Genomic DNA, 19665 nt, shown 5'->3' with positions numbered 1-19665 from the left:
CGTCACGGGCGGTTCGGGGTCAGCTCCCGGAGTCGCGCGAGCACAACGGATTGCGGCTCGTCGTATACATCGTCGACATCGACGACATCGATGGCGGTGGCCACCGCACGGTCACCGAAGAAGTCGATCCGGCTCAAGCCGAATCCGAACCTTGCGCGGTGCCGCCCGGTCGGTGGCGTCGGATCGGTGCGATACGACAGTGGCGGGCCGATCCACACCGGGATACCCGCGATCACCGAGGCCCCCGTGTAATGCGCATGACCACACACGATCATGCGCACGTCAGAGCCGGCGATCACCGACGCGAGAGCGCCGGGGTTCCTCAGCCGCAACAAGTCGACCGTCGGTATCGGTGACCGTATCGGCGGGTGGTGCATCACCAGCATCGTTCCGCTTTCTGCCGCATGCGCGAGATGCTTGTCGAGCCAGGTCAATTGGACGTCGCTGAGTGCGCCGTCGTGTCTGTCGGGCGTGGTGGTGTCGAGCACGATCACCCGTAGTCCGCCGATCTGGTGCACGGCGTCATATGGGATGGTGGGATCCACGGCACCGTTGCGGCCCAGCCCCAGCCCGGTACGAAACGCCGCGCGATCGTCATGATTGCCCATCGCGTAGCAGATCTCGGCGCCCAGTCGCTCTGCGGTCGGCTCCAGCATCACGCGGAGTTCGCGGTAGGCGCCGACCTCACCTGTGTCGGCGATATCTCCGGAGACCACGATCGCATCGACGTGGTGTCCGAAGGCGTCGAGGTGCGCCAACGTCCTCCGCAGATTGAGTGCGGGGTCGAGTCCGGGGCGAGTCCCGGGACCCGAGCCGGTCAGGTGTGTGTCGCTGAGTTGGATGACGGTGGACGTGGGGCCGGTCATGCACTCAGTCTGATCCGACCGGTCGACCGACCCGCCGGCGATAGCGATCGTCGATCGTGTGATCGCCATCGCCAGGGTGGTCGGTCAGGCCGATCGTCGGCCGAGCACGCGCGCCGCGAATCCCTGGGCGCGGTTCTGCAGCGACTCGATGCGCAGCGCACGGATCGCCTCCGGGTCGTCTCCGGCGAAGATCGCCGACGGACGTACCCGCACATTGGCGCAACACTCGAAGTTCGAGCAGACGAGGGTCCCCACGGTGTCGCCGTTGCGCCCGGCGGCCCCGGCCAGTTTGGCGCTGTAGAACGCGACCTCGTTGGGGAGTTGGACGTCCTCGCAGAACGAGCACTGCGGGCGCCTGCGCGGCTGACGCCCGCCCAGGCGGAGCATGATCCCGACGGGTGCGTCCTCGGCCGGCACGATCAGGTAGCCGACCAGTGGCAGCTTCGGATCGCGCCAGCCGAGGAAATCCAGTTCCTCCCAACGGAGTTCGTCGAATCCGGCGGGTAGTGTGAGTGAGTTGCGTTCGCGCAGCGTCGCATTGACGAACGATTTACGGATCTGTGGTTCAGACAGGGAATGCATCAGTGTTCAATGACCTTGCGTCGTCGTGATCAGGGCAGGACTAAGACCGACACGGTCGCGATTGCGACACTCGTGTCGGTCGGGGCGGGGTCGTCAGTTGTCGGCGTGCGCGACGCCGACAACCTCCCCACGCCCTGCGGGCAACGGCAAGACTGCATGCACGCATGGCATCGTGCCCAGGCGGCCCGGTGCTCGTCAACCGGATTCGCGGCGAGTCGGATATCGCATGATCTCCGTCACCCTGTTTGGCCACATCGCCGCCCATCGCGTAGCGTTGGACTCAATTGATGCACCGAAGGGTGCCGTCAACGCGTCGTAGAACGCTTCTTCGACAGGCCAGTCAGCGCCTGCTCTTTGACTTCGTACGGCGAACGAATACGCACAGATGCGTCTTCGCCATCGACACCTTGCAGGGCCGGATCGTTTCCGCTGCCGCGTGTCCACTACAGAAAGACACGGACCTTGTCCCTCACCTTTGCTTCCCTCGGCGTGCCCGCCGAACTCGTCGACGTTCTTGCCGCCGAAGGCAAGACCGAACCGTTCCGCATCCAGGCGGACACCCTCAAGGACACTCTGGCCGGCGACGATGTCATCGGCTCGGGCAAGACGGGCTCGGGTAAGACCCTTGCGTTCGCGCTTCCGCTGGTCGCGGGGCTCGCCGATCTCAAGGTGACCCGCCGGCCGGGCGCCCCCACCGGCCTCGTGCTGGCGCCGACCCGTGAACTCGCGACCCAGATCGCCGCGGTCATCGCACCGCTGGCCCGCGCGATGAACCTCACCGTCACCACCGTGTTCGGCGGCGTCAGCCAGAAGCGGCAGGAAGATGCCTTCCGCCGTGGCGTCGACATCGTCGTCGCCTGCCCCGGACGCCTCGAGGACCTGATGCAGCAACGCATCGTGCGCCTCGACGACGTCGAGATCACCGTGCTCGACGAGGCCGACCACATGGCCGATCTCGGCTTCCTCCCGGGTGTCACGCGCATTCTGGCGGCCACCCCGCGTGACGGGCAGCGGATGCTCTTCACCGCGACACTCGACAACGGCGTCGACAAGGTTGCCAAGCGCTTCCTCGACAACCCGACGGTGCACTCCACCAAGGAGACCACGGCACCCGTCGAGATGACCCACCATGTCTTCGAGGTCTCGCCCGGTGACAAGAACGCCCTCGTCCGCGAGCTGGCATCGGGCCAGGGACGCCGCATTCTCTTCATGCGCACCAAGCATCAGGCCAAGAAGTTGGCCAAGAAACTCACCGATGAGGGCATCCCCGCCGTCGACCTGCACGGCAATCTCAGCCAGGCGCAGCGGGACCGGAACCTCAAGGCGTTCGGTGGCGACGACGTGAAGGTGCTCGTCGCGACCGATGTCGCGGCCCGTGGTGTCCACGTCGATGACGTGCAGCTCGTAGTGCACGTCGACCCGCCGGCCGAACACAAGGCGTACCTGCATCGTTCGGGCCGTACCGCGCGTGCGGGCAGCAGCGGCGACGTGGTCACCGTGTGCCTTCCGGAGCAGCGCCGGGACCTCGCCGGACTTCTGCGTCGAGCCAACATCAAGGTTGCCCCGACCCGCGTGGCGTCGACCTCGCCTGAGGTCGACACGCTTGTCGGTCCGCGCGCCGAGTTCGTCGCGCCTGCGCCGAGGACCGAGCAGCCTCGCAATACGCGACCTGCTCAGCGTGGTGGCCAGGGCCGTGGGGGACAGGGCGGCCGTGGCTCGAACGGTGGCCGTGGCTCGCGTTCGCAGGGCGGACGCGGTTCCGGGCACACCTCGGCGGCCGGTCAGTCGCGAGACGGATCGTCGTCGCGCCGCCGTCCGCAGCGTCGCCGCGCCACCGCGGGTACGGGCGCCTGATTCATTCCTGACGGTCCGGTCGGCGTGCGCTCACGCCACGCCGATCGCCCGCAGGCCGGCCGCCACAGCGGCGGCCAGCAGGACCACGACGACCAGCGGCGCCTTGCACAGTGCGGCGATCACACCCGCGGCCACTCCGGCCGGGCGTGCCCAGCCCGTGAAATCGTGGCCGACGAACAACGCCCCCGTGGCCGCAACACCCACCAGCAGTACGATCGCGGCACGATCCATCAATGCCGCCATGTCCGGACCCACCTCGTAACGGCTGCGTAGGGCCGGCCCCGCCAGACGGATCAGATACGTACCGACGGCCAGCACGGCAACGCCGGTGAACAATCCGGCCCCGCTCACCGGGCCACCTCGGGCTGCCGTTCCTCGACCGCGGTCGGACGCTCCGACGCCGATGCACGGCGGCGCCGGATGACCTCGACGACGAGCACGCCGATCAGAGCGAGCATGATCGGCACTCCCGCGGGCAGGAACGGCGCGGCCGCCACCGCGATGCCACCGCCGACCAGGGCTGCGGCCAGAGTGGTCCCCTCACGCAACGCGGGCAGTGCCAGCGCGGCGAGCAGTGCCGGGAACGCCGCGTCGAGACCGAGCGACTCGGGGCTCGCGACCAGGCCGCCGATCGCCGCACCCAGCACCGAACCCAGCGGCCAGGTGATCAGTACACCGACACCGCAGAGGAAGAACACCGCCCTGGCCCGACGAGAGTCGGGTTCGGCACTCGCGATCGCGGCAGATTCGTCGTTGATCAGATGCGCGCCCAGGGCCAGTGGCAGTCCGCGCCCGAGATGCCGACCCACCGATAGTCCGTAACCGAAGTTTCGTGTGTTCACGAGCAGTCCGGCGAGCGCGGCGACGATCGGGGCGCCACCGCCCGCAATGATGCCGACGAACACGAATTCCGACGATCCGGCGAGCACGACGGTGGCGATCAGCAGGATCTGCCACCATGCGAGTCCCGCGGTGTGCGCAGCCACTCCGTAGGACATTCCGATCACCAGGATCGATGCACTCATCACCACGACGGCGCGGACCGTCGACGATTCCAGTGTTCTCCAAAACGAACGCATGGCCACTATGATGGACACTATGGGTGATGTTCGTCAAGAAGGACGATCGTTCAACGAATCGAACGCCAGCGCGGCGGCCGCGGTCAATCCGAAGGAGCTCGTAGCCGCATCGCTCAAGCGCGAACGGTTACGGGCCGGATTGTCGATCGGGGAGCTCGCCCGCCGTGCGGGTGTTGGGAAATCGACTCTCTCGCAATTGGAGTCGGGTGAGGGGAATCCGAGCGTGGAGACGCTGTGGGCATTGTCCACCGCGCTCGGCGTGCAGTTCTCGGCATTGCTCGACGCGCCTGCCCGGCCCGTGGAGGTCATCCGCTTCGGTGACGGGCCGGTGATCCCGGCTGCCGACGCCGACTATTCGGCCACCCTGTTGTCCACTGCGCGGCCCGGCACGCGACGGGATATGTACCTGATCCGGGCCGAACCCGGTCAGCCCCGCATCTCGGCCCCGCACGCGCGGGGAGTCGTCGAGCTCGTGGTCCTCAGCGCCGGGCGCGCCATGGTGGGTCCGACCGGCGCCGAGGTGGAACTCGGCCCGGGAGACTATGTGTCGTACGCGGGCGACATCGAGCATGCCTTCGCCGCGATCGAACCGGGCACCGTTGCGGTGATGATCAGCGAATCGACCTGATCAGGCCGGCACGAACCGCCGGGACAGTCCCGCAGCCAGCCACGGTTTCGGCCCCCAGGCGAATGCGCGCCCGGTCAGGGCGGCCCACGTCGGCGACATCCGGCCGTAGGCCACCAACAGAGCGACGACCGGGTCGACGCTGATGTGCACGTCGGGTGGCCGCGGGTCGGCAGGATCGATCACGAGGCATCCGTCAGTGAATTCGTACACAAACCGTTCGGTACATCCGCGCAATCGGATGTCGTAGGTCGCAGTGTGTCCGGCGCAAGCCGATCCATCGACCCAACCGGTCAGGACCTGGTGTCGTCCGCGGGCGATGAGCGGCGCCAGGTGCGGATCGATCTGCCAGGGCGTGCCGATGACACTCGCGATGTCGTGCCCGTGGACGACGAACTCCCCGAGCAGGATGCCGAGTGCCGCATCGGAGCGGATACGTGAGTCGGCGTCGAACTCCATCACCGGAACCCTGGCCCCGAAATGCGAGACGGTGTCGAGGAGGTCGTCGAGGTCGTCGAGGAGCCGGTCGGTCAGCGGAGCGACGGCGCGGGTGCTCAGATTGGCGATCTGTTTGGCGTTGAAGTCGGGGATGTCGGTCGCGTGCCGGGTCACGGATCCCTCGCCGCGCGTGAGGTCGAGATAGCGCGACGGTGCGCAGGCGACGTGGCCCAGGCAGTCGGTGACCGTCCATCCGGGCGTGTGTCGCAACCGGGTCTCGGGGTCGTCGACGGTGCGCACCAACCCGGCGAACCGTGCGCCGGATTCGCGTGCGGCGTCGATGTAGTCGAACCGCGAGAACATGGTCCTCACTCGTGGCCACCCCCAGAAGACGAGGGCCTCAGGATAACCCTCGTCACACTGCCTGCGAGGGCGATCGTGACGCAACTGTTGCGAGATGTGACGTCCTGTATTCAATTGTGAATGGCGGGATTTCCGCCTTTTCTTGCTGTCGCGCAGTGGGACATCCGTCCCAGGTTCGCGACGTGCGGGGTTCTCACATCACCGTCTCCTCGCGTCGTGTGGACGCCTCGCCGGCATGCACGAGGAGCACACCGAGGATGATCAGGACACCACCGGCGAGCTGGACGGACGAGGGCAGTTCACCCAGTGCCACCCAGGCGAACAGGACCGCGAACAGCACCTCGGACAGGCCGACGAACGACATCACCCGCGAGCCCAGCCGTCGGCCGGCCGCGATGCCGAGCGAGTAGGCGAGGGCGGCGGTCACCACGCCGAGCAGGATCAGGGGCAGCCACCACGGCATGCGGATGCGCGACAGCAGCACATCGGTCGTCCCGGCCTGCATGGGCAGGACGCCGAGCACCCCCGCCGCTGCCAGACCCGCAGCCCCGATCAGCAGGCCGCCGGCGGCCAGCGTCAGTGGCGGCACGGCCACCCGGTCATCGGCAGAGATGACGAAGTACGTGGCCGCACCCACCATCGCCGTCAGTGCCCACGCCACTCCGACACCACTGATGTCGGCGCCGCCGCCGAGATCGAGAACCAGACCCAACCCGGTGATCGCCACCACCGCGCCGATCACGGTGCCCAGGCCGGGGCGTTGTCGGTGTCGGGCCCACATCCAGCCGATGACGGCGACCGGTGCGGTGTATTCGATGAGCAGGGCCACGCCGACCTGAAGATAGGTGACGGCATAGAAGTACGCGAGTTGGCACGTCGCCACCGCCAGTGCACCGTAGGCGAGCACAATCGGCCACGCCTCGCGCAGCGCCGCCCACCGACCGCGGGCGGCGAGCAGTCCGGGCACCAGCAGCACGGCCGCGCCGATCGCGATGCGGACCGTCACGGTCGCACCCGCCGACCATCCGGAGTCGATCATCGCCCGCGCCAGCACCCCCGACAATGCGAATGCGGCCGACGAGCCGAGGGCGAGGACCAGTCCGGTCGATGTCCGATCGGCGCCGCTCGCCACCTCAGGGCTGCTTTGCCGCTGCCACCGCCGCCCGCACGGACTCGTAGCACTGCCGTGCAGCGGGTTCGGGACCCAGGCCCACGTAGAAGCTGCCGGGACCACCCGCGCCGGGAAACCCGGACACCGTGAACCCCGGCTCCTCGGCGCTCGCGCCGGTGAGTGCCACGCCGGGCGAAACCGACGCCGTCGCCAGTGGCGCGGCGAGCACACTCACACCCCGCTCGGCCCCGGAGATGACCACGAGTAGGTATCGCGGGTGCACGATGACCGCGGTCTGATGCTCGGAGTCGGGATCGGTCGGATTGGCCCGACGATGAAAGAGCCTGCCCAGCAACGTTGTCGACGGCGGGTTGACGCTGCGGGTGAGCCACGCGGGCAACGCGTCGTCGAGGGCCAGCTGATGCGTGCGCGCGTGGGTGTCGAGCGATCGGCGCATGTCCGCCGGCAAGTCGTCGATGTCGGTGGACACGGTGGTGCGTTCGTACCCGGAGCCCATGCGCCAAATCTACGGCGTCCTGCCCGCCCAGGCACTCACCTGGCGAAGGTTGGTGGTCTGTCCGGCCACCCTCACGATGGTCAGCCCCGCAGGTCGAGAAGCCGACGACGAGGTGACCGGTCCGGTCGCGACAGCCCGCCGGCCTCGAAATCGGCGAGCAGTGATGCGACCGTCTCGGCCGAGTCGGTCTTGTTGGTGCCGATGAATCCCGACGGTCCGCGTTTGATCCAGCCGGTCACGTAGACACCTTGTACGGGAGTGCCGTCGTCGAGGACACGCCCGGCGTCGTGGGGGATGACCCCGCGCTGATCGTCGAACGGTAGGCCCGGCACAGCGAGGCCGCGGTATCCGATCGAGGTCAGGACCAGTGATGTCTCGATGATCTCGGTGTCGGGGGTCTGCTGGATCGCGCCGGCCGCGTCGACCTCGGTCCGGTGCACCACGAGCCGATCGGTGTGACCGGTGTCGTCGACGCCGATCGCCGACGGCGAGCGGTGAAACGCGAGACGAATCCGCCGACCGCCCTGCGCGGGCCGAGCCGCGACCTCGGTCAGCAGGTCGAGCTTGGCGCGGACGGTGGGGTCCTCGACGTGCGCGGGGGCGTGCGCGAGGTCCTCGGGATCGACGACGACGTTCGCACCGCCGTCGACCAGACCGACCAGCTCGGGCAGGGTGAACGCGGCGTGCGCCGGTCCGCGGCGACCCAACACCATGACCTCCTCGAGCTGGGAACGTCGCAGCTCACGCAGAGCGTGGCGCGAGATCGTCGTATCCGCCAGCGAATCCGGGTCGGATGTCAGAATGCGCGCGACGTCGAGAGCCACGTTGCCGTTGCCGATCACGACGGCTCGCGAGGTCTCGAGATCGACCTCGAGATCATCGTGGTCGGGGTGGTCGTTGTACCAACCGACCAACGACGTCGCACTCAGGACGCCCGGTGCGGTGGCGTTCTCGATCGCCAGTGGTCGGTCGGTGGGCGCACCGCCGGCCCAGATCAGCGCCTGGTGACGGTCCCGCAGATCCTCGAGGGCGACGTCGCGCCCGACGGTGACACCCAACCGGATGTCGCACCTGGGATTACGGGCGATGTCGTCGAACAGCCGCATCACCGAGCGGGTGGCGAGGTGATCGGGGGCGACCCCGTAGCGGGCGAGACCGAACGGTCGGCGCAGACGTTCGTAGATGGTCACCGTCACCCGCGGGTGGCGCAGGAGTTCGTCGGCCGCGTACATCGCCGACGGTCCGGATCCGACGATGCCGACCGAGAGCGGCTCGTCCACAGCGAGGCGTCGCGGTTTGTCCAGGGGCGCCAGCGGTAGACGTCGGGCGGGATCGACCGGAAAGCGCGCCGCGGTGTCCTCGGCCGAAACGAACTGTGCGGCATTGATGTCGGTGAAGCGCGCCTGCTGATCGGTCAGTCGGTGTCCCGGGACGATGGCGCCGACGGGGCAGGCGCTGACGCACGCGCCGCAGTCGACGCACGTCGACGGGTCGATGTAGAGCATCTCCGACGTGCCGAAACCGGGCTCGTCGGGCGTGGGATGGATGCAGTTGACCGGGCACGCGTAGACGCACGAGGCGTCGCCGCAGCACGCCTGCGTGACGACATGGGGCATGGTCGGATCCGATGTGAGAGGTGGGCGAGCGCGGATCAGGCCGCGGTGTAGGTCGGTTCGCTGCGGAAGCGTGACGGACGGCCGCCGATACCGAGAATCTTCCACAGCAGGCGTGACACCGGATTCATCAGGCCACACTGCTCACCGAGCATCCGTACGTCGCCGAACACGTTGCGCAGGAACTTCTTCGACTCCGCCGACCGCCAGAAGATGTCGCGCATGACCTCGTCGGGCACATCGAAACGCTTCTGGAAGCTCTTCGGCGGCACGACGATCGCGCCACACAGGATGCGCATGGTGAGAGGGAACATGAGCGAGAGCAGGAAGCGTTGGATGCGGCCCTTGCGCGGGACGGTTTCCCGCAGAAGATGATGCGCGAAGGAGATGTGACGGGCCTCCTCGGCGACGTGCAGCTGCATCACCGCGGCCATCGTCGGGTGCAGGGTGGCGCGCGTGCGCAGGAAGTCCTTCTGGATGTGATCGATCGGTTCCTCGCCGCCGAGCACTCCGAAGAAGAAGACGGTGGGGAAGATGGTCGACGCCAGCGGCACCAGAGGCGAGATCAGCCGGTAGCCGATCTTGGCGCCCGGCACGTTCATCCCGGTGCGGTTCACGAACTCCTGAAACATCAGGGTGTGATTGCACTCCTCCTTGGATTCGTGCGTCGTGTAGCGGAACTCCTTGGCGCCGTTGGGGAGCTTGAAGCTGTACTGCATCAGTCCGCGGATCAGGATCGACTCGAACTGCAGGCCCACCTTGGCCACGTTCGCCTGACGCCACATACCGATCTCGATTTGTTTGTCGAGCGGCAACTGCTGGTACCAGGGGTGACGGCCGACCGGATCGACCTCCTTGGACAGCACCCAGCGTGGGTCGTCGGGGACGATCGCCATCGCGGGATCATCCCAGTCGATGTCGATGTACGGATCGAAGTTGCGGTGCACCGACGCCGACGACAGGTCATCGAGGACCTGGGTGTAGTTGTCGTCGGTGTCGGGCTTGTCGCGCTCGGGGACGTAGGTCTGTCCGGCGTTGTGCAGTGTGCTGGTCATGGTGGCGGCTGGTCCTTCTCGTAGTCCGGATCCTCCGTGCGAACCGCGGGGCGAGTCGTGCCGGCGGATCGGTCGATATGTGTGACCGTAGTTCGGGTAACCTTTATCTGTCAACACTCAATGTCACAATCCCTGATGGCGCAGCATGCCGTGACCGGCGCTGCACGGGTGCGTCAGGATGGTCCGCATGGACAAAATCCTGCTCGCGATCATCGCGGTCCTCGGGATCGCCGCAGCTCATGTCGTGGGGCCCCGAATCCGTATCGCGCCGCCGTTGCTGCTGGTGGTGACCGGCGCGATCGTCGGCGTGCTGCCCTTCGTGCCGGCTGTGGACGTCGACCCCGAATGGATTCTCGTCGGGGTGCTGCCACCGTTGCTCTACTCGGCCGCCGTCTCGATGCCCACGATGGACTTCCGCCGGGATTTCACCGCCATCAGCGCACTGTCCGTGGTGCTGGTGCTGATCAGCTCCGTCCTGCTGGGTGTCTTCTTCGCCTGGGTGCTGCCCGGCATCGACATCGCGACCGGGATCGCGTTGGGCGCGATCGTGTCACCGACCGACGCCGTCGCGACGTCGATCGCGAAGAGATTGGGCGTTCCGAGTCGGGTCACCGCGATTCTCGAGGGCGAGAGCATGCTCAACGACGCTACGGCTCTCGTGCTGCTGCGCTCCGCCGTCGCGGCGACGGCGGCCGGCTTCTCGTTCGGGCACGTCGCGCTGAGCTTCGTGTGGGCCGTCGTCGCCGCGGTCGTCATCGGCGCCGTCGTCGGGTACTGCAACCTGTGGGTCCGTCGGCGCGTGGGTGACGCCACTGTCAACACCGCGATCTCCTTCACGGTGCCCTACCTGGCGTATCTGCCCGCCGAGGAACTGGGAGCCTCCGGGCTCGTCGCCGCGGTGACCGCCGGCCTCATCACCGGGGCCGGAGCGGTGCGTTACCTGTCACCGAGGCACCGGCTGTCGGACAGTCAGAACTGGCGAACCGTCGAATTCCTCGCCGAAGGTGGCGTGTTCCTGCTGATGGGGCTCGAGCTCTGGGGGCTGCTCGTCGATGTTCGGGAGGAGCACGGCGGCATCACCACGGCGGTCTGGATCGGGCTGGCGGGACTCGGTCTCACCCTGCTCGTTCGGGTGGTCTACATGACCCCACTGATCTGGTGGCTCGATCGGATCGCCCGACGGGGTACCCAACTGCGTCCCTACTTCGAGAAGATCGACTCGAGGATCAGCGAGAAGGCCAGGAAGATCCCCGATCAGCCGGCGCCGCCGGTGGGCCGGCCGCCACGACGCCTACGGCTGACCCCACGGCCCGGCGGCAAGCGCCGTCAGATGCCCGACACCGGCCAGATCTCCACGGCTGCCTTCGCTGCCAATCCTGCTGCGGTCGAACACTATCGAACCAGGATCACTCGCCGGATCGCCGACATCGACTACTTCACCTCGACGCCGATGGGACCCAAGGAAGGGACCATCATCGTCTGGGCCGGACTCCGTGGTGTCGTCACTCTCGCCGCCGCGCAGACCCTTCCGGCAGACACTCCGGCTCGCGCACTGCTCGTGCTGATCGCATTCGTCGTGGCCGCGTCATCGCTGATCCTGCAGGGCGGCACGCTCGGATGGTTGATCCGCATGCTCCGCCTGCAGGACGTCACCGATGACCGGGCCGCCGAGCATGACCGGTTGCGGTCGGAGCTGGCGCAGACAGCGCAGGAGGTGCTCGCCGAATCCGACGTCGCCAAGAGGAATCCGTGGATTCGAGATCGGATGGAACGCCTGGAGGCCGAGTCGCAGGACGACGTCGTGGGTGCCAATCTGGCGTACCGCTCGGCTTTCGAGGAGACCCGTCGAGCGATGATCGCCGCGCAGCGTGAGACGTTGCTGCGAATGCGCGATGAGGGGACCTACCATTCGCATCTGCTGACCAAGGAACTCCAGCAACTCGACGCCGAGGAGCTCAGCCTCGAGATGCGGCTCGACGACTGATCGGATCAGGTCGGGCCGAGATCTGCACGCGAACAATCTGTTTCCGCCGCTCACGCGCCGACCGACACGTCGTGCGGGGTCATTCCACCAGGATCGGCCCGGTGCTGAACAGGAAGACGATGAACAGCGCGAGGAGAAACCACGACGCGCCCTGCCAGACCTGCCAGCGTCCACCCGCACGCCAGTTGCGATAGGTGCGCCAGAGGGCGGCGAGTCCGCCGGCCAACACGATGAGCGGCGCGACGATGATCAGCGCCTTGCGGACGCCGTCGTCGGAGGCCAATGCGATCAGGAGGGCGGCGAACGCGAAACCGATTGTCACGACACCGTGTACGACCGCTTGGCGCATCTCGTCGCCCGTGGATGGTGGTTGGGCACCCTCGTTCGGGTTCTGGTCCTGGTTGATGGTCATTCACCTCGGCTCCACCTTACCCCGTGCGAAATCTGCTGTGACCGGGACCTTTTGCTCATTGCCGCCACGCAGCCCAGGGGGCAGGATGGAAGATGAAGGTCTTGACCGTGACCGAAGTGAGGAGATGAGAACTACCATGAGTGCGATTCTCGTCGGAGTTGATGGGTCTGATGCGTCGGATGCCGCCGTGCGATGGGCGGCCAACGCCGCCTCGATCGAAGGCGTCGACCTCAAACTCGTCGGTGTCTACGACATCAGTACCAGCAACTATGCGCCGGGTCTGATCATCCCGCAGGACGTGGTGGACGCGATCCGCCAGGATGCGACCGATGCGGTGCATGCTGCGGCCGAACTCGCCAAACAGACCGCGCCTGAGGTCACGGTGCACACCTCGACCGCCGAGGGCGATGCGGCGCGGGCTCTGCTCGATCTCGGCAAGGACGCCGGCACCATCGTGCTCGGCACTCGCGGTCTGGGCTCGATCAAGGGGCTTTTCCTCGGATCGGTGAGCGTCACCGTGGCGGCTCATTTCCACGGTCGCGTGGTGGTTGTCGCCGGGCCGGGTGGTGACGGCCCGGTGGTGGTCGGTGTCGACGATTCGCCGGTCAGCGATGCTGCGGTGGCCGAGGCCTTCCGACAGGCGGCGTTGCGCAACACGAAGCTCTTGGCGGTGCACACGTGGACCCCGTTGGACGTCGACGCCCTGCACGGGTATGGCATCGAACCAGAAGAGGTCACCCGAATGTCGGGGGAGGCGGTGGAGGCGGTGGCCGAACGGTTGTCGGGCTACAGCGCCGACTATCCCGACGTCGTCGTCGAACGTGTCGTGATTCCGGAGGAGCCGGCCAAGGCGGTGCTCGACGCGGCCGACGACGCCCAGGTCATCGTCGTCGGGAGCCGTGGCCGCGGCGGCTTCAAAGGCCTGCTGCTCGGTTCGACGAGCCAGAAGATCATCCATCAGGCCGACTGTCCCGTGATGGTGATCCGGAGCTGAGGTATCGACGCCCGATGCCAGGCGACTTCAAGTTCACTTGAAGTCGCCTAGCATTGGGCGCATGTCCCTCAAGAAGCTCGAACTGTCGGTGGGCGAGTTGGCGCAACGTGCGGGCATCGCGTCGTCGGCGGTGCGATTCTACGAAGACCAGGGGCTCATCTTCAGCCGTCGCACATCCGGCAACCAACGTCGCTATCACCGGGCGATGCTGCGCCGTGTGGCATTCATCCGGGCATCGCAGGCGGCGGGCATCCCGCTCGCGGTGATCGCCGACGTCCTCTCCGAGCTCGGCGACCACGAATCCCCGCCGAAGTCGATGTGGGAGGCGGCGTCCAAGCGCTGGATCGATGACATCAACGACCGGATCGCGCTGTTGGAGAACATGCGCGACATGATCGGCTCGTGCGTCGGCTGCGGCTGCCTCTCGCTGGGCGAGTGTCATCTGTTGAACCCGGGCGACGAGATGAACAAGCTCGGTCCGGGTCCACGCAGGTTGATGCGGGACTGATCCCGGACGGGCGGTGGTGGACGCAGCAGTCGGCGCAGTCGATAGGCTCGGCTCATGGCCCGAACGACCCGTGTTGCGCTCGCCCTCGGCAGCGGCGGGGCACGCGGCTACGCGCACATCGGCGTCATCGCCGAACTCGAGGGTCGAGGCTTCGAAGTCGTCACGGTCGCCGGCTCCTCGATGGGTGCGTTGGTCGGCGGCCTGCACTGCGCCGGTCGACTCGACGACTACGTCGACTGGATCACCGGGCTCTCCCAGCTCGACGTCGTGCGGTTGATGGACGTGTCCCTGTCCAAGCCGGGGGTCATCGGAGCCGAACGTGTCCTCACGCGGGTGCGCGAGATCCTCGGCGACATGCGCATCGAGGAACTGTCGACGCCGTTCACCGCGGTGGCCACCGATCTCAATGCCGGACGCGCGGTGTGGTTCCAGCGCGGCAGTGTGGTCGATGCGATACGGGCCTCGATCGCCATCCCCGGCGTGATCAGCCCCCACGAATACGAGGGACGTCTGCTCGGCGATGGGGGGATTCTCGATCCGTTGCCGGTCGCGCCGACCGCGTCGGTCAGCAGCGATGTGACGATCGGCGTGGTTCTCGGCTCCGACGGTGGGCCGGACGAGGGCGCGTCGCGCGAGCCGAAGACCAAAGGGTTGCTGCGACGCAACGTGGCGCCCTTCCTCGACTCCGATTTCGTCCGGTCGGTGCGCGACCGCTTCGGGCTCGACGCGGCCACCAATGACACCAGCGTTCCCGATGCGTCCGCCCCGGATGACTCCGACGCACGTCCGGATCCCAACCGGATGGGTCGGATCGAGGTGCTGAGCCGGTCGCTGGACATCATGCAGGAGACGCTGACCCGCTATCAGGTGGCCGGATATCCGCCCGACATCCTCATCCGCGTACCGCGGAAATCGGTGCGCACCCTGGATTTCCACAAGGCTCCCGAGATGATCGAGCTGGGCCGATCGTTGACCGCCGACGCGCTTGACCAATTGCCCGAGCTGGGCGGATGAGGGCCCGGACGTGAAACAGATTCCCCGCGGGATCTGGGTGTTGTTGGCCGCCAACGTGGTCATCGCACTCGGATACGGACTGATCGCGCCCGCGCTGCCGGCCTTCGCCCGTAGCTTCAACGTGAGCTTCACCGCGGCGTCGGCGGTGGTGTCGGCGTTCGCGGTCATGCGATTGCTGTTCGCCCCCACCACGGGACGCCTGGTCACAGTGTTCGGTGAACGTCGGATCTACCTCATCGGGTTGCTCATCGTGGCCCTGAGCACGTTCGCATGCGCGTTCGCCCAAGGGTATTGGCAGTTGTTGCTGTTCCGGGGCGCGGGCGGCGTCGGCTCCACGATGTTCAGCGTGTCGGCGATGGCGTTGCTGATCCGCATGTCTCCGGGGGAGATCCGTGGCCGGGTCTCCGGGTACTTCTCGGCCGGCTTTCTGATCGGCAACATCACCGGCCCGCTGATCGGCAGTGCACTGGTCGGTTTCGGGCTGCGGATGCCGTTCGTGGTCTATGCGATCGCATTGGTGATCGCGGCGATCGTGGTGGCCACCCAACTGCGGGATCAGGGTGGGCGGCCCGATGCCACGAGCAAACCGCAGACCGGGGTCATCGGGTTCCGGACCGCGCTGCGGGACAAGACCTACCGCGCGATCCTGTCGTCCAACTTCGTGCAGGGCTGGGCATCGATGGGTGTCCGGGTGGCGGTGGTCCCGTTGTTCATCACCGACGGACTCGACGAGGGACCCGCGATGGCCGGTGTCGCCCTGGCGGTCTTCGCCGCCGGGAATGTCACCGCGATCGTCGTCGCGGGACGGCTGTCGGACACCTTCGGCCGGCGCCCGGTGATGTTGCCCGGACTCGCGGTCGCCGCGGTGGCCACGGCAGCTCTCGGCTTCGCGCCGGCACTCTGGGTGGCGCTGCTGCTGTGCTTGGCCGCCGGCATCGGGTCGGGATTGTTCGCGCCGACTCATCAGGCCGCGCTCGCCGATGTCCTGGGCAACCGCCAACAGGGCGGTTCGGCCCTCGCTGCGTACGGTATGTCATCGGATCTCGGGGCCGTCAGTGGACCGATCGTGGTCGGCTTCGTGGCCGACCGAGCGGGATTCGGTCCGGCCTTCGTCCTGACCGGGGGCGTCACCGCCGTCGCCTTCGTGTTGTGGCTGGTCGCCGCGGAAACCGCTCCCGCCGTGGTCGGTGGCGGCCCGCACCTGACCGAGGTCGATCGCGACACGCAGGAATAGTCGCCACAACAGCGGTGCGATGGGCACCGACGAACTACCGTTGATCCATGAGCAGTGCTGCGGCGGACTACCTGCTGGGTTCGACCTCGGAGGTCGGGAGATTGCGTGCGGTGATGCTGCACCGCCCGGGCGACGAGTTGCGACGACTGACTCCGCGCAACAATGACCAGCTTCTGTTCGACGGGTTGCCGTGGGTGGCCCGGGCGCAGGAGGAGCATGACGCCTTCGCCGACGTCTTGCGTGCCAACGGCGTCGACGTCTACCTCCTCGGCGATCTCCTCGCCGAGACGATCGAACACAGTGGTGCGGCCCGCATCCAGGGCATCGCCGCCTCCGTCAGCGCCCGTCGACTCGGCGCCCATCTCGCCGACGATCTCGCCGGTCACCTGCGTGGACTGCCCGCGGCGGAACTCTCACACGTCCTCACCGCCGGAATGACGTTCGACGAACTGCCTCTCACCCCGGCGGCGGCCACGTCATCTCTGGTCCGCCGTATGCATCACGGCCCTGAGTTCGCCATCGAGCCCTTACCGAATCTGCTGTTCACGCGGGACAGTTCGTTCTGGATCGGTCCCCGGTTCGCCATCACGTCACTCGCCTTGCCGGCCCGGGTGCGCGAGACGTCGCTGACCGACCTGATCTATGCGCACCACCCGCGCTTCACCGGCGCCCGGCGCGCCTATGAATCACAGGTGGCGCCGGTGGAGGGCGGCGACGTGCTGCTCCTGTCACCCGGTGTCGTCGCGGTCGGTGTGGGGGAGCGGACCACACCCGCCGGCGCGGAAGCTCTGGCGCGCAGCCTCTTCGATGACGGGTTGGCCCACACGGTGCTGGCGGTCCCGATCGAACAGGCCCGTGCCTTCATGCATCTCGACACCGTGTGCACGATGGTGGACGTCGACGCGGTGGTCATGTACCCGAACATCGCGGAGACCATGTCGGCCTTCACCCTTCGCTCCGTCGACGGCAACGTCACGGTGACGGGCGCCCGCCCGTTCGTGGAGGCCGCCGCGGATGCCATGGAGATCGAGAAACTGCGGGTCATCGACACCGGGCTCGATCCGATCACGGCCGAACGCGAACAGTGGGACGACGGGAACAACACGCTGGCGTTGGCGCCCGGAATCGTCGTGTCCTACAACCGGAATGTCGAGACCAACCAGCGCCTGCGGGATTCGGGCATCGAGGTGCTCGAGATCGAGGGACGCGAACTCGGGTCGGGTCGGGGCGGGCCGCGGTGTATGTCATGTCCCTTGGCGCGGGACGAGCTCTGACGCCGGCGGTTTCGATGTCTGTGGATATGGCGGCACGGCTCACCATCGACGCCCACGGCGGTGTCGCGCCGTTCGAACAGGTACGGATCGGGATCATCGATCTGGTGGGCCGCGGTGAGCTGCTGGTGGGGCAGCGCATCCCGACCGTCCGGCAATTGGCCGCCGATCTCGATCTGGCGCCGAACACCGTGGCGCGAAGCTACCGGGAGCTGGAGGCCGCCGGAGTCATCGAGACCCGCGGGCGGCACGGATCGTTCATCAAATCCGGCCGCAACGCGACGCTCGATCAGGCGCAACAGGCCACCGTCGCCCACGTGGAATCGCTCCGCACGATGGGCATCGACGACGCCACCATCGTCCGGCTGGTCAAGCAGGCCACGTCTGAGCAGTGACGGTTTGTGCCCTTCGTGACGCTCGCAAGCTCGCTCCTCAGGGATCGGGTGGTGAGCTTGCAAGCTCGCTCCTCAGGGATCGGGTGGTGAGCTTGCAAGCTCGCTCCTCAGGGATCGGGTGGTGAGTTTCCGTGGACCCGTCATCGCCTGCGGGAGGTCGGAGCGCCGGCGGACGCCGTCGCCCCCCGGTCCCTGAGCCTGAATCCACCGATTGGTGGGTGGGGTGGACTTTTGTGTTTTCGTGACTTGTGTTGTGCGCGTTGAGGTGTGGTGAGTAGGGGGTATTCGCCGATCTCTGAGTTCGGCTTGTTTCACTGGGTCCTCGTGTTGGGCCGGGGTGGCGGGTGGATAGGTCAGGCTGCGGCGGGTTGTCGGTGGTGGGTGGCTGCGAACAGGCGTTGCCATTCGTTGTGCCAGGGCCAGTCGGCGGGCAGGTGCAGGGTCAGGGTGCGCGCGGATCGGGCGGTGCGGGCGGGTACCTGGATCAGGGTCCGGCGAATGGTGGGTGTGGTGGCCGCGGCCAGGCGTGGGCCGGCGATCGAGGCTGCCGCGCGGGTGAGGTTGAACGCGATGACCGCGCACGTCAGCCAGGCCGCGTTGGCCGCGAAGCACCCCGAGGGCATGTGGGCCAGTGCGGAGGCTTTCAGATCGGCGTGGACTTGTTCGATGATGGCGTGGCGGCGGTGGATCTTGTCGGCGGTGACGGTGTCGGCATCCTCGCTGGGGGTGGTGGTGAAGAAGGCGTGGAAACGCCACAGCTCAAACAGGGATTGTTGCTCGACCGGCGTGGCCGAGGGTCGCAGTGCGCGGGTGCGGCGCACGATCAGTCGTCCGGGCACCTGCGCGGATGCCGGGTCGGACGCGAAGGCGGTGAACGCGATCTCAGCGACTTCGGCATCCGAGATCAGCTCGCCGGTATCGGGGTCGGTCACCGCCCGCGGGTAGTGGATCGGGGTCCAGTCGCGCTCGTCGATCTGGGTGATGGCGCGTTTGACGTCGGGGTTCATGCGCGCGGTGATCGAGACGTGGGCGCCGGCACGCCGCGCTGCGGCGATGACTTTGCGACTGTAGAACGCCGAATCGGCACGCACCAGGATCCGGCGGTGATCGCAGGCTGCGGCGGTGTGCAGCGCTTCGGTCAGCAGACTGCCCGCCCCGCGCGCCGAGCCTGCCGGACCTGCACGTAATCGTTGCGCCACGATCAGCGGTGCGGCGTCGGTGGCGCTCACCGTGGCCAGCAGCGCGTTGAGACCACGGGTGCCGTTGTAGCCGATCCCGGCGCCCTGTTTCTGATAGCCATGGACCTGCACCACGGTGTCGTCGAGGTCGAGCATCGTCGGCTCCTCGCCGCTACCACCGGCCGGGGTCGTCTCACACAACCCGGCCAGCAGCCGGCAGGCCACGGCATCGAGCTGGCGCACATGACCGAAGGTGAAGGCCCGCAGGAACGAGCCCAACGTCGAGGGCGCATACGGGTGGTCGAACACCGAGCCCATCGCACCATGGCGCAGCACCGCCATGTCATCGATACTGTCAGCACCCATGACCATCCCGGCGATCAGCGAGGCCACCTTGGCCCCCGCGTGCGCACCTTTATCGGTGGGCAGCTGCACGAACTGATCCACCAGCTCATCGAGCCCGCAGCGATGCGCCAACGCCATCACCGGCACCACCCCGGCCGCCGCCAGCAAATTCGGGTCATCGAACCTCACCGACCGCACCGGCGCGGTATGACACAATTGCATCTACG

General features: G+C 67.3%; 20 protein-coding genes. 9 read left to right on the top strand and 11 right to left on the bottom strand.

Annotated elements, in window-relative coordinates:
* Nucleotides 1–2: 2 nt before the first annotated feature.
* Nucleotides 3–866: a metallophosphoesterase gene (locus AC4AMJ_RS16450; protein WP_489913350.1), complete on the bottom strand. Its 864-nt coding sequence runs from the start codon at nt 864–866 to the stop codon at nt 3–5.
* Nucleotides 867–950: 84 nt separating this feature from the next.
* Nucleotides 951–1448 (bottom strand): FBP domain-containing protein, encoded by a 498-nt coding sequence (locus AC4AMJ_RS16445; protein ID WP_489900066.1) that lies wholly within the window; start codon nt 1446–1448, stop codon nt 951–953.
* Between the two features lie 462 nt (nt 1449–1910).
* Here AC4AMJ_RS16445 and AC4AMJ_RS16440 point away from each other — a divergent pair, with 462 nt between their 5' ends.
* Nucleotides 1911–3302 (top strand): DEAD/DEAH box helicase, encoded by a 1392-nt coding sequence (locus AC4AMJ_RS16440; protein ID WP_489900067.1) that lies wholly within the window; start codon nt 1911–1913, stop codon nt 3300–3302.
* Between the two features lie 30 nt (nt 3303–3332).
* Here the strand turns inward: AC4AMJ_RS16440 and AC4AMJ_RS16435 are convergent, their stop codons facing one another.
* Together AC4AMJ_RS16435 and AC4AMJ_RS16430 are read right to left on the bottom strand one after the other, a co-directional pair.
* On the bottom strand, nt 3333–3653 hold the full coding sequence (locus AC4AMJ_RS16435) for an AzlD domain-containing protein (protein WP_489913348.1): 321 nt from the start codon (nt 3651–3653) through the stop codon (nt 3333–3335).
* The gene (locus AC4AMJ_RS16430) at nt 3650–4381 is read right to left on the bottom strand and encodes an AzlC family ABC transporter permease (protein ID WP_489900069.1); all 732 of its coding nucleotides are present in this window, start codon (nt 4379–4381) and stop codon (nt 3650–3652) included. The genes AC4AMJ_RS16435 and AC4AMJ_RS16430 overlap by 4 nt, the downstream gene beginning before the upstream one ends.
* 19 nt (nt 4382–4400) lie before the next feature.
* Between AC4AMJ_RS16430 and AC4AMJ_RS16425 the strand changes: the two genes are divergently transcribed.
* On the top strand, nt 4401–5009 hold the full coding sequence (locus AC4AMJ_RS16425; RefSeq protein ID WP_489913345.1) for a helix-turn-helix domain-containing protein: 609 nt from the start codon (nt 4401–4403) through the stop codon (nt 5007–5009).
* Here AC4AMJ_RS16425 and AC4AMJ_RS16420 read toward each other — a convergent pair whose 3' ends face one another.
* From AC4AMJ_RS16420 to AC4AMJ_RS16400, 5 genes are all read right to left on the bottom strand, one after another.
* Nucleotides 5010–5807, bottom strand: a complete 798-nt coding sequence (locus tag AC4AMJ_RS16420; RefSeq protein ID WP_489918447.1) for a maleylpyruvate isomerase family mycothiol-dependent enzyme — start codon at nt 5805–5807, stop codon at nt 5010–5012.
* A gap of 193 nt (nt 5808–6000) precedes the next feature.
* Entirely contained in the window at nt 6001–6939 is a 939-nt protein-coding gene (locus tag AC4AMJ_RS16415) for an EamA family transporter (RefSeq protein WP_489900071.1), read from the bottom strand.
* Nucleotide 6940: 1 nt separating this feature from the next.
* On the bottom strand, nt 6941–7435 hold the full coding sequence (locus tag AC4AMJ_RS16410; protein ID WP_489900072.1) for a hypothetical protein: 495 nt from the start codon (nt 7433–7435) through the stop codon (nt 6941–6943).
* Between the two features lie 80 nt (nt 7436–7515).
* Nucleotides 7516–9051 (bottom strand): 4Fe-4S binding protein, encoded by a 1536-nt coding sequence (locus AC4AMJ_RS16405; RefSeq protein WP_489913343.1) that lies wholly within the window; start codon nt 9049–9051, stop codon nt 7516–7518.
* A 35-nt stretch (nt 9052–9086) separates the two neighbouring features.
* Nucleotides 9087–10103 carry an AurF N-oxygenase family protein gene (locus AC4AMJ_RS16400; RefSeq protein ID WP_489913341.1) on the bottom strand — a complete coding sequence of 339 codons (1017 nt, stop codon included), beginning with the start codon at nt 10101–10103 and terminating at the stop codon, nt 9087–9089.
* Between the two features lie 187 nt (nt 10104–10290).
* On the opposite strand from AC4AMJ_RS16400, the gene AC4AMJ_RS16395 reads away from it, so the two are divergent.
* A complete protein-coding gene (locus AC4AMJ_RS16395; RefSeq protein ID WP_489913339.1) occupies nt 10291–12087 on the top strand; it encodes a cation:proton antiporter in 1797 nt (598 codons plus the stop codon).
* 79 nt (nt 12088–12166) lie between these two features.
* On the opposite strand, the gene AC4AMJ_RS16390 is transcribed toward AC4AMJ_RS16395, so the two are convergent.
* Nucleotides 12167–12499, bottom strand: a complete 333-nt coding sequence (locus AC4AMJ_RS16390) for a hypothetical protein (RefSeq protein ID WP_489913337.1) — start codon at nt 12497–12499, stop codon at nt 12167–12169.
* A 136-nt stretch (nt 12500–12635) separates the two neighbouring features.
* Here AC4AMJ_RS16390 and AC4AMJ_RS16385 point away from each other — a divergent pair, with 136 nt between their 5' ends.
* The 6 genes from AC4AMJ_RS16385 (at nt 12636) to AC4AMJ_RS16360 (ending at nt 17915) form a co-directional block, all read left to right on the top strand.
* The gene (locus tag AC4AMJ_RS16385; protein ID WP_489913335.1) at nt 12636–13493 is read left to right on the top strand and encodes a universal stress protein; all 858 of its coding nucleotides are present in this window, start codon (nt 12636–12638) and stop codon (nt 13491–13493) included.
* Between the two features lie 61 nt (nt 13494–13554).
* Nucleotides 13555–14001, top strand: a complete 447-nt coding sequence (gene soxR / locus AC4AMJ_RS16380) for a redox-sensitive transcriptional activator SoxR (RefSeq protein ID WP_489900078.1) — start codon at nt 13555–13557, stop codon at nt 13999–14001.
* A gap of 54 nt (nt 14002–14055) precedes the next feature.
* Nucleotides 14056–15015 carry a patatin-like phospholipase family protein gene (locus AC4AMJ_RS16375; RefSeq protein WP_489900079.1) on the top strand — a complete coding sequence of 320 codons (960 nt, stop codon included), beginning with the start codon at nt 14056–14058 and terminating at the stop codon, nt 15013–15015.
* A gap of 10 nt (nt 15016–15025) precedes the next feature.
* Nucleotides 15026–16249: an MFS transporter gene (locus AC4AMJ_RS16370; RefSeq protein ID WP_489913333.1), complete on the top strand. Its 1224-nt coding sequence runs from the start codon at nt 15026–15028 to the stop codon at nt 16247–16249.
* Nucleotides 16250–16296: 47 nt separating this feature from the next.
* Nucleotides 16297–17523 carry an arginine deiminase gene (locus AC4AMJ_RS16365; RefSeq protein ID WP_489900081.1) on the top strand — a complete coding sequence of 409 codons (1227 nt, stop codon included), beginning with the start codon at nt 16297–16299 and terminating at the stop codon, nt 17521–17523.
* Nucleotides 17524–17537: 14 nt separating this feature from the next.
* Nucleotides 17538–17915 (top strand): GntR family transcriptional regulator, encoded by a 378-nt coding sequence (locus tag AC4AMJ_RS16360; protein ID WP_489913331.1) that lies wholly within the window; start codon nt 17538–17540, stop codon nt 17913–17915.
* A 353-nt stretch (nt 17916–18268) separates the two neighbouring features.
* Here AC4AMJ_RS16360 and AC4AMJ_RS16355 read toward each other — a convergent pair whose 3' ends face one another.
* Nucleotides 18269–19660 carry an IS1380 family transposase gene (locus AC4AMJ_RS16355; RefSeq protein ID WP_489895676.1) on the bottom strand — a complete coding sequence of 464 codons (1392 nt, stop codon included), beginning with the start codon at nt 19658–19660 and terminating at the stop codon, nt 18269–18271.
* Nucleotides 19661–19665 lie beyond the last annotated feature (5 nt).

The organism is Gordonia sp. LMA484 (assembly GCF_058129505.1).
The sequence above is the reverse complement of the archived record's forward strand: the minus strand, read 5'-3'. Positions and strand labels throughout refer to the sequence as shown.